General features: G+C 39.0%; 13 protein-coding genes and 1 pseudogene. 8 read left to right on the plus strand and 6 right to left on the minus strand.

The window, feature by feature from the left end:
• The first annotated feature begins 96 nt into the window (after nt 1-96).
• Together V7083_RS07505 and V7083_RS07510 are read left to right on the plus strand one after the other, a co-directional pair.
• Nucleotides 97-1323, plus strand: coding sequence for a homoserine dehydrogenase (locus V7083_RS07505; protein ID WP_335476761.1), 1227 nt, complete (start codon nt 97-99; stop codon nt 1321-1323).
• Nucleotides 1324-1781: 458 nt separating this feature from the next.
• Complete coding sequence (locus tag V7083_RS07510) at nt 1782-2276, plus strand: DoxX family protein (protein WP_335476762.1); 495 nt, start codon at nt 1782-1784, stop codon at nt 2274-2276.
• Between the two features lie 108 nt (nt 2277-2384).
• Here the strand turns inward: V7083_RS07510 and V7083_RS07515 are convergent, their stop codons facing one another.
• Entirely contained in the window at nt 2385-2573 is a 189-nt protein-coding gene (locus V7083_RS07515; protein WP_335476763.1) for a YfhD family protein, read from the minus strand.
• A gap of 105 nt (nt 2574-2678) precedes the next feature.
• Nucleotides 2679-2810: a YfhE family protein gene (locus tag V7083_RS07520; RefSeq protein ID WP_335476764.1), complete on the minus strand. Its 132-nt coding sequence runs from the start codon at nt 2808-2810 to the stop codon at nt 2679-2681.
• Between the two features lie 155 nt (nt 2811-2965).
• On the opposite strand from V7083_RS07520, the gene recX reads away from it, so the two are divergent.
• Nucleotides 2966-3772, plus strand: a complete 807-nt coding sequence (gene recX / locus V7083_RS07525; RefSeq protein WP_335476765.1) for a recombination regulator RecX — start codon at nt 2966-2968, stop codon at nt 3770-3772.
• A gap of 8 nt (nt 3773-3780) precedes the next feature.
• Here recX and V7083_RS07530 read toward each other — a convergent pair whose 3' ends face one another.
• Nucleotides 3781-4458, minus strand: coding sequence for an SDR family NAD(P)-dependent oxidoreductase (locus tag V7083_RS07530; protein ID WP_335476766.1), 678 nt, complete (start codon nt 4456-4458; stop codon nt 3781-3783).
• Between the two features lie 89 nt (nt 4459-4547).
• Between V7083_RS07530 and V7083_RS07535 the strand changes: the two genes are divergently transcribed.
• Complete coding sequence (locus V7083_RS07535) at nt 4548-4871, plus strand: YfhH family protein (RefSeq protein ID WP_335476767.1); 324 nt, start codon at nt 4548-4550, stop codon at nt 4869-4871.
• 39 nt (nt 4872-4910) lie between these two features.
• On the opposite strand, the gene V7083_RS07540 is transcribed toward V7083_RS07535, so the two are convergent.
• Complete coding sequence (locus V7083_RS07540; RefSeq protein ID WP_335476768.1) at nt 4911-5087, minus strand: small, acid-soluble spore protein K; 177 nt, start codon at nt 5085-5087, stop codon at nt 4911-4913.
• A 134-nt stretch (nt 5088-5221) separates the two neighbouring features.
• Here V7083_RS07540 and V7083_RS07545 point away from each other — a divergent pair, with 134 nt between their 5' ends.
• Nucleotides 5222-5491 carry a YfhJ family protein gene (locus V7083_RS07545; protein ID WP_335476769.1) on the plus strand — a complete coding sequence of 90 codons (270 nt, stop codon included), beginning with the start codon at nt 5222-5224 and terminating at the stop codon, nt 5489-5491.
• A gap of 27 nt (nt 5492-5518) precedes the next feature.
• On the opposite strand, the gene V7083_RS07550 is transcribed toward V7083_RS07545, so the two are convergent.
• On the minus strand, nt 5519-6499 hold the full coding sequence (locus tag V7083_RS07550; RefSeq protein ID WP_335476770.1) for a metal-dependent hydrolase: 981 nt from the start codon (nt 6497-6499) through the stop codon (nt 5519-5521).
• Between the two features lie 124 nt (nt 6500-6623).
• Here V7083_RS07550 and mutY point away from each other — a divergent pair, with 124 nt between their 5' ends.
• Nucleotides 6624-7727: an A/G-specific adenine glycosylase gene (gene mutY, locus V7083_RS07555; protein WP_335476771.1), complete on the plus strand. Its 1104-nt coding sequence runs from the start codon at nt 6624-6626 to the stop codon at nt 7725-7727.
• A 16-nt stretch (nt 7728-7743) separates the two neighbouring features.
• Here the strand turns inward: mutY and V7083_RS07560 are convergent, their stop codons facing one another.
• Nucleotides 7744-7926 (minus strand): hypothetical protein, encoded by a 183-nt coding sequence (locus V7083_RS07560; protein ID WP_335476772.1) that lies wholly within the window; start codon nt 7924-7926, stop codon nt 7744-7746.
• Nucleotides 7927-8032: 106 nt separating this feature from the next.
• Here V7083_RS07560 and fabL point away from each other — a divergent pair, with 106 nt between their 5' ends.
• Entirely contained in the window at nt 8033-8782 is a 750-nt protein-coding gene (fabL, locus tag V7083_RS07565) for an enoyl-[acyl-carrier-protein] reductase FabL (protein WP_438823705.1), read from the plus strand.
• A 58-nt stretch (nt 8783-8840) separates the two neighbouring features.
• Nucleotides 8841-8918 (plus strand): annotated as a pseudogene (locus V7083_RS07570) (gamma-type small acid-soluble spore protein); the annotation flags it as partial.

Below are 8918 nucleotides of genomic sequence, written 5' to 3' on the forward strand. Positions count from 1 at the left end.
AAACGCCCACGAACCGCTTGCATCTAGGGTGGAAATCAACAGACAAGTTTAACCGAGTCTTCTTTAAAAAAAATACGTGGAAAGGGTGAACAGAAAATGGATGTCATTAAGGTGGCGATACTAGGTTTTGGAACGGTAGGGGAAGGGGTATATCGGACAATTCAAACACATGGGGATGAGTTGCAGGCTACATTGGGAAAACGCGTGGAAGTTGCTTCCATACTCGTCCGCAATAAACAGAAGTCAAGGGATATTAAAGAAGAGGTTCTGGTAACGACAGACTTTGAAGAAATCCTGCAGCTTCCGCAGTTAGATATTGTGTTTGAAGCAATCGTTGAAAAGGAACCGACTTTCACTTATTTAAAACAAGCCATTCAAAAGGGCTGCCACATCATTACAGCCAATAAAGAAATGTTTGCCCACCACGGAGAAGAGCTGTTGAAATTAGCAGAGGAACATCACGTATCAGTTGGATTTGAAGCTACAGTGGCCGGTGGGATACCGGTGATTCAAACACTGGGTCAGTTATTAAAGATTAATCGTGTACAGTATATTCAGGGCATATTAAATGGTACATCCAATTTTATCTTAACGGAAATGCGTGAGAAAAAGCTGTCCTTCCAAGAGGCACTGACTCAAGCACAAGAAAATGGTTATGCAGAAGCAGACCCTACCAATGATGTCGAAGGCTTCGATGCCTTCTATAAAAGCATGATTCTTAGCAGAATTGCATTTGGCGAGCAGCCGAATTGGCAGGAAGTGGAACGGGAAGGGATTACTTCGATTACGAGTGAGTTAATTGAAACAGCTGAACTTGCAGGATTAAGGTTTAAACATGTTGCCAGCATTCATAAGGCGGGAGATAATCTAACTGCTATTGTAAAACCAGTTGTTGTTGGTAAAGAACATCCTTTTTACCATGTGGAAGGGGTGGAAAATGCAGTTAATGTCCATTCGGATATCGTCGGCAGGATTACATTGCAGGGCCCTGGAGCTGGAATGTTTCCTACCGCCAGTGCCATGATTGAGGATTTAGTATATGTTTGTCAAACGAACTCATCTGGACCTCGACCTGAAAAATCTGGCACTGCCACCATTTCAGATAAAAATAATGAAACGAAACAACAGTGGTTGATTCATGGTCATGTGAAAAATTATATCCACCCTTCGATTACATGGTTAGAGCAAATTAACGAGACAACTTTTATAGTTGAAGCTACAAAACGTGATGTCGATCAGTTGAATCAACAGGAACGATCCCTACGTTATTTCACCATTCTTGGAGAATATGAGCCAATAAAAAAACCAGCAAAAGTCTTATAAGCAGGAGCACCGAAATAGAAAAGGTGCTCCTGCTTAATTATCCAGACGCTTATCCACAGCGGTGAGTCCTGCGTGAAGAGTATTCCACAGGATTATCCACATTATCCACAAAATGTAGGTTCGGGTTCAGTGTTTAATTATTCACAAATTAAAATTCCTCGATAATCAGGATTGACAATACATTTCGACCAATATCCACATTATCAACATTATCCACAATTTTGATTGATAACAGGAAGGTTATTTAGTTCACAGTGTATTCATATTTACACTATAAATATGTTAAGAAACTGTGAAAGTCGTTGTCTTTTTAGTAGCTGCAGAGTATATTAAAAGTGTAGAGGAGATAGTGAAAGCAATCACAAACTCCACTACAGTCGACAGCTAGCTGAATACTTCCTATCATTTGATTTACAAAAATTGGGTATGGACTCAAAAGTTAATAGGAGATGAATGTGATGAGATGGTATAAAACCCCTATCGCAGCAGTTGTTTGGACAGTGTTAAGGATTTGGCTTGGATTCCAATGGATCGAGGCTGGTTATCATAAACTAGTAGGTGGATTTGATGCAGGAGGCTTCTTAAAAGGGGCACTAGCAAATGCAACAGGTGAACACCCAGCCGTTCAAGCTTGGTATGCTGACTTCTTACAAAGCTTTGCCATTCCAAATGTGCATATCTTCAACGTATTAATTCCATGGGGTGAGTTACTTGTAGGTATTGGCTTAGTCGTAGGTTTGGCAACTATTCCAGCTTTAATCGCAGGTGCATTCATGAACTTAAACTTTATGTTAGCCGGAACAACTAGCACTAATCCTATTCTTTATACAGCAGCCATGATTCTATTATTCGCAGGCGCAGGAGCTTATTACTTCGGTCTTGACCGATTCGCCGTACCATATGTTAAAAATGTATTAAAAAAGGAACCAGTAAAAAATGGTAACACACACTAACGGTTTTACCAGGTTCTAAACTACCTCCCCCTTGGAACCTGTTGAAATAACATTCATTCCCCCTTATAAATAATTGGAAAGAAGCAGGGCGTGCCTGCTTCTATTTTTTTACTTTCGACCGCGATTTTGAACACGTTGGTTAGCTGCATTAGCCCGAGCAAGTGCTTCTAGATCTGCTCCATCAGCCATTTCTTTTGAAAATTCTACGTCATTGCCGTCAGATTTCATGTTTTTTGGCACCTGTGGAAGTGATGCTTTGTTTTTATCGCGAGTTTTATGTCCATGTGCACGACCCATTATAAAAACCCCTTTCAATTGTAAGCAGTGGTAGGAGCATCATCAGCTCCCTTTACTAGCTTTTACAAAAGCGAAGGGGGTCATTAATGGAAAAAAATTTAATGCTTATAATTTAGTTTTCCGGTCAGTAAATCCTCCAGCCTTATCAGCCATTTTAAATTCACGTTGATACAGAACTTCCTGTGTGCTTGATAAAGTATACTTGAAGCGATTTTTATCCTTTTTCTTATCTCCCATTTTTCTCATTCCTTTCAAACTTAACTGTAGTTTTATGTAAAAGTGGTACAATTTGTACCCACTTCCATTTTTACCTTTAAAGGGGGGATTGATACGGATTTTTTAAATATATTTTTCAAATCAAGTTATGGTAAAGTAGGGGAGAGGTGAAGAAAATGGCCATTATAACAAAAATCACCACGCAAAAAAACAACGCTGATCGGTTTAATATTTTTATGGACAAGGGGAAAGGCGAGGAATTTGCCTTTAGTGTCGATAGTGATGTTTTAATAAAATTTCAGCTAAAAAAAGGCATGGAACTTGATGAGTTTTCACTTTTAGAGATTCAATATCAAGATGACATACGTAAAGCATATAATCTAGCTGTTCATTTTTTGGCTAGAAGAATCAGATCGGAAAAAGAAATCAAGGACTATCTTTTGAAAAAAGAAATGGAAGAACCCGTAATTAATGAAGTCTTACATAAATTAACCGAGCAAAAATACATTAATGATGAAGAATACGCCTTTGCGTATGTTAGAACACAGGCTAATACAACGGATAAAGGCCCTGGGGTCATTAGGCAGGAGCTGAAGGAAAAAGGAATTGCTGAAAAGATCTGTTCGTTGGCTTTAGAGGAATATTCTTTTGAACAGCAGATTGAAAAAGCAATGAAGCTCAGTCAAAAGTTTTTTAACAAAAATTCCAAGGATTCTTATAGAATTCAGAAACAAAAGTTTGAACAGATGCTGTTAAGAAAGGGTTATTCTTTTGAAGTCATCCAGTTGGCCTTGAGGGAAACGGAAGACTCGAATAAGGATGAAGAATTTGAAGCAATTAGGTATCAAGGAGAAAAAATCCAAAGAAAATATTCGGGGTATAGTGGATTTGAATACGAGCAAAAGGTCAAACAAGCCTTATACCGAAAAGGCTTTCCAATTGAACTTATTGAGCGGTATTTATCTGAAAGTAAAGAATCATGACAAAATTGTCATGATTTTTTACTTTCAATGATGATAGAATCCTGATCTATTTGATCGATAATGATTTCGGCAACCTCTTGTGCTGAACGGAATCGGGAGAAATCTTTTATATGGTCACTTCCTTCCCAGAAGGGGGTATTCATACCACCCATGTAAACCGCATTGATTTTAATGCCACTACCTTCTAATTCTTTTTGAAGGCTCTCTGTGAATCCTCGAATAGCAAATTTACTAGCCACGTATACACTTTCATTGACTTTGCCACGTAATCCGGCAGTCGAAATGATATTCATGATCTGCCCTTCCCCATTAGATTGCAAGATCGGCAAAATGGCCTTAGTTATGAAGATTGTACCGAGGATATTTGTCTCACACATTTCTAGGATTTGTGCTTCTGACATTTCAAGGAACGGACCAAAATGGCCGACGCCTGCATTATTCACCAATCCATATATTTGAAAGTTATTACTGATTTCTTCGATTTTTTTTGAAATCTCTTCAGGATTTCGAATATCTAATGGTAGGGTATCAGCTTTTCCACCAGCTTCTTCAATTTCCTTTTTAACCGACATTAATTTTTCAGCTGACCTCCCAGATAGTAAAATGTGATAACTCTTTTTGGAAAAAAGGAAAGCTAATTCTTTTCCTAATCCAGATCCTGCACCTGTGATCAATATGGTTTTCATTGAATTTACCTCCAACTCAATAGTTTTACCTTTATTATTTACAACATAATAACTATACTAAAATAAAAAGGAACATGGGAGGTAAAAAAATGGAGCAGGAGAAACGATACAGCCAAATGACTGAGTATGAATTAAGGCAAGAAATTTCAACACTCCAGGAGAAAGCAAGAAAAGCGGAACAACTAGGAATGGTAAATGAGTTTGCAGTGTTAGAAAGGAAGGTGCAAATGGCCCGTTCGTATCTAATGGACCCGACTGTGTTCCAACCAGGAGAAATTTATGAACTGGAAGGATCTCCTGGTGAATATTTTAAAATTGACTATATGAACGGTGTATTTGCTTGGGGGTACCGTCTGAAAGGAAACGGTGAAGAGGAAGCCCTGCCTATCGCGCTATTAAAGTGGTTAAAATAAACACAAACCAGAGGGCATCTCTGGTTTGTGTCTCCATATTTATTTCCATACATTAGGTGATTCGTCATCGCGTTGTCCGGAAGCTCTCATTCGTTCTTGAGGGTGGGTATTAATGGTGCCGTCTGCTCTTCTTGAAGCAAATTCGGCCTTTGCCCGCGGCTCGCCCTCAAGTTTGTTGTTATTTTGATTTGGGAAATTGCGTGCTTTATTTCTCATGGTATACCTCCATAGTAAAGGGAATGAGAAACATGAAAAGCAAAGATTTTTATGCAATGCTGATCACGTAATCATAGTATGAACTTATATATTTTCAGTTATGTTTATAAGAAATTGCCAAAGGGTGAGCATGTATGAATGACTATCATGAAAAATTAACAAAGTTATTATTGGATAAAAATGAATACCTATCCTATAATCAAGCGAGAACTTGGATTGAATTACTATGGGAGGATTTTGAAACATCTTATGCCAAAGCTGGACAAGGCTATATGGGAAGTGAAATGACCGAGCGGATTGTCAAACAGTGGATTGAAAATTATGGGGATAAGTTGCATGAATTTGCGGGCACTAATCCTAAATATGATATATATTTACAGCAATCTAAGCATACGTTGCATTAAAAAAAGCGGTGACCAAAGTCGCCGCTTTTAACTTGGGATGACTCCCAATTTTTTTCGCAGTTTTTTTTCGCTAAATACCCAGCCGGTGTAGGACGTGATTGGTTTTAACTGTTGATCTAACTGGACTACGGCAACAAAAGGATAGTGACCATTGCTGCGGTAACGTAAATCTATAAATCGTACTTCATAATAATCATCAAACTCATCCACTTCCCAGCGGTATACGGGTGAAAACGACAGGAATGCAGAGATGTTAGAATCTTTTTTAGCAGCTTCAATAACCGGAGTATTTGGAACGGGAACCCGTTTGAAACGATCTAAAATTTCAACCTTTCCATCGTTCCCACGGCCAACGAAAAATAATTCATTATTCATCGCTGCTATACGCCATTGATGGAATCTCATCGTCGGAGCGATTATAATTTCAGTTGCATCAGGTATGAGGGTCCTTACTTTAACCAGTACCCGCTTTTTCGCTGCATAGCGTAAGAAATAATAACCAATGATAATTCCGTACATAGTTAGGAAGGTTACTCCAGGGTTAGCCCCCGCAATCCATATAAATATCCCCACTACGTGAATTCCAAAAATGTACGGGTCAAATGTATTAATCACTCCAAGTGCAACCCATTTAGTCGAAAACGGTCTAAGCGCTTGAGTTCCATAGGCATTAAAAATATCAACAAAAACATGGATAAAAACAGCTGCAAAAGTCCAGGCCCACAAATGAAGTAAATTAGCATTGGTGAAAAATGGGTAAATAACCGCCAATAGTGCAATCGGCCATAATAAAACAGCTGGAATGGAGTGAGTAACTCCACGATGATTACGGATATAAATCGCGTTATTTCTTAGTTTTAAAACTGTGTCAATATCTGGAATTTGCGAACCTGCAATGGTTCCTATTAACACACTAGTCGCAGTAGCATGATCAGCTGCTACAACGGGGTCCAATGTTGCCAGGCCACCTAATGCAATGCCCATCACAACGTGAGTTCCTGTATCCACAAGGAAGCTCCTCCTTTAAATTATTTCTTGAAAAACACATCCAATTGAATTATCGTAAAACAAGACTGTCTTATTATACTATTCCCTTTTTATGTGTTGTTTACTAGCAGGAGGAAAATAGGTTATGTTCATTGAACTAAAAAATATCGAAAAAATCAACATATATGATTTCCAAAATGATTTAATTTCATGGTTCTACGCTGAACAGCGTAATCTTCCTTGGAGAAAGGATAGGGATCCTTATAAGGTTTGGGTCTCGGAGATTATGTTGCAGCAAACTAGAGTAGATACTGTTATTCCGTATTTTAATCGCTTTATTGAATGGTTTCCGACTATTGGTGATTTAGCCGATGCAGATGAGGAAAAAGTGCTGAAAGCCTGGGAAGGTTTGGGGTATTATTCCAGAGTGAGAAATCTGCAATCAGCTGTCAGAGAAGTGAAGGAAATATATAATGGTAAAGTTCCCAATACTCCTGAAGAAATTTCCCGTTTGAGGGGGGTAGGACCGTATACGGCTGGGGCTATTTTAAGCATTGCTTACGGAAAACCTGAACCGGCAGTAGATGGCAATGTGATGAGGGTTTTATCTAGGATCCTTTCCATTTGGGAGGATATAGCCAAGCCTTCAACTCGCAAGGTATTTGAAGCTGCAGTTAGAGAGCTGATTTCACACGAAGACCCATCCGCTTTTAATCAGGCATTAATGGAACTGGGAGCCCTTATTTGTACTCCTACTTTACCGTCCTGTTTGTTATGTCCTGTTCGTGATCATTGTCATGCCTTTGAAGAGGGTGTACAACAGGACCTTCCCATAAAGACGAAAAAAACAAAGACCCGCAGTGTGGAACTAGTAGCCGCTGTCTTGAAGGATCACAACGGGAAAATTTTAATTCATAAACGCCCCGCAAACGGATTGTTGGCTAACCTTTGGGAATTCCCTAATATAGAAATTGGGCATCCTATACAGTTTGAACGGGAAAGGCTAGAAGACTTAATTCATGAAACATTACAGTTACAGGTTCAGTTAGATAAATTAATCGGGCAAATTGAGCATGTTTTTTCTCATTTAATTTGGAATATAAAAGTGTATGCCGGTACAATCAATTCGGAAATAGAAGAGAATGAAGAATGGAAGTTGGTTTCGTTTGAGGAAATGGCGGAGTATGCCTTTCCAGTTCCATACCAAAAGACAATGAAGCTATATAAGGAGAATGGAACGCCGTTTTAGCGGCGTTCTTTTTACACTACGATTTCAAACCACCGCGGTGCTCAATTTCTTCGATGATTTGTCGGTGTATGGATTGTCCTTCGCTATTTAGGTAAGGGGTCATTTGCTGCAGAGCGTGATGGAAAAAGGTAAGTTCTTCATTATTCCAATCCGATTTTGCCATCATGGTAAGCTCAGTCATATCTCTTCCATTATACATATAGATTCACTCCTTTCTTTTCTATTTTGCCCTTATTCATTGTCTTCCCATCATGGAAAAGCTAAAATAAAACAATAAAGTTACAAAGATAGGATGGTAAAAGATTATGATTCAAAAAGTAGCACTAATTACCGGCAGTAGCAAAGGAATCGGTAAAGCGACGGCCGTCAGACTTGCAGAGGCAGGTTACGATATTGTTATCAATTATGCAAGATCCAAAAAGGGTGCATTGGAAACGGCTGAGCGGGTAGAAGCGTTAGGTCGAAAAGCCCTAGTAGTGAAAGCTAACGTTGGTGATGTAAGCAAAATCAAGGATATGTTTTTACAAATTGAACAGGAATTTGGACGATTAGATGTGTTTGTTAATAACGCGGCGTCAGGAGTACAACGGCCAGCAATGGAGCTCGAGGAGTCACATTGGGATTGGACTTTAAATATTAACAGTAAAGCATTATTGTTCTGTGCACAGGAAGCGGCAAAATTAATGGAAAAAAACGGCGGCGGTAAAATTGTCAGCATTAGTTCCCTTGGATCCATCCGCTATTTAGAAAATTATACGGCAGTAGGGGTATCAAAGGCGGCACTTGAGGCTTTAACCAGATATCTAGCTGTTGAGTTAGCTCCTAAAAATATTATTGTGAATGCTGTTTCTGGTGGAGCGGTTGACACAGAAGCATTAAAGCATTTTCCAAATCGTGAGGAGATGCTGCGGGAGGCAGCTGAAAAAACCCCTGCCGGAAAGATGGTTGAAATTGAGGATATTGTCAATTGTGTGATGTTCCTGATTTCCGATGATTCCAGTATGATCAGAGGACAAACGATTATTGTTGATGGAGGAATTTCATTACTCGTTTAAATTTTTTCGGATAATCTCCATAAAGATGGGAACATTAATCTTTGTGGAGGTGATAACAATGGCAAACTTCAATCAACAACCTAACAAAACTTCTGCTGGAACTAACATCCAGGAAGTGAGACAACAAAATGCTCAA

The sequence above is a fragment of the Bacillus sp. JJ1764 genome (assembly GCF_036962145.1).
GTDB lineage: Bacteria > Bacillota > Bacilli > Bacillales > Cytobacillaceae > Neobacillus.

Excerpts from the sequence above, each read along its gene's own strand:
- V7083_RS07545 (WP_335476769.1), top strand. The coding sequence starts at position 5,222 with ATGAATGACTATCATGAAAAATTAACAAAGTTATTATTGGATAAAAAT.
- V7083_RS07560 (WP_335476772.1), bottom strand. The coding sequence starts at position 7,926 with ATGTATAATGGAAGAGATATGACTGAGCTTACCATGATGGCAAAATCG.
- mutY (WP_335476771.1), top strand. The coding sequence starts at position 6,624 with ATGTTCATTGAACTAAAAAATATCGAAAAAATCAACATATATGATTTC.
- V7083_RS07540 (WP_335476768.1), bottom strand. The coding sequence starts at position 5,087 with ATGAGAAATAAAGCACGCAATTTCCCAAATCAAAATAACAACAAACTT.
- V7083_RS07535 (WP_335476767.1), top strand. The coding sequence starts at position 4,548 with ATGGAGCAGGAGAAACGATACAGCCAAATGACTGAGTATGAATTAAGG.
- V7083_RS07505 (WP_335476761.1), top strand. The coding sequence starts at position 97 with ATGGATGTCATTAAGGTGGCGATACTAGGTTTTGGAACGGTAGGGGAA.
- V7083_RS07510 (WP_335476762.1), top strand. The coding sequence starts at position 1,782 with ATGAGATGGTATAAAACCCCTATCGCAGCAGTTGTTTGGACAGTGTTA.
- V7083_RS07530 (WP_335476766.1), bottom strand. The coding sequence starts at position 4,458 with ATGAAAACCATATTGATCACAGGTGCAGGATCTGGATTAGGAAAAGAA.
- V7083_RS07515 (WP_335476763.1), bottom strand. The coding sequence starts at position 2,573 with ATGGGTCGTGCACATGGACATAAAACTCGCGATAAAAACAAAGCATCA.
- recX (WP_335476765.1), top strand. The coding sequence starts at position 2,966 with ATGGCCATTATAACAAAAATCACCACGCAAAAAAACAACGCTGATCGG.
- V7083_RS07520 (WP_335476764.1), bottom strand. The coding sequence starts at position 2,810 with ATGGGAGATAAGAAAAAGGATAAAAATCGCTTCAAGTATACTTTATCA.
- fabL (WP_438823705.1), top strand. The coding sequence starts at position 8,033 with ATGATTCAAAAAGTAGCACTAATTACCGGCAGTAGCAAAGGAATCGGT.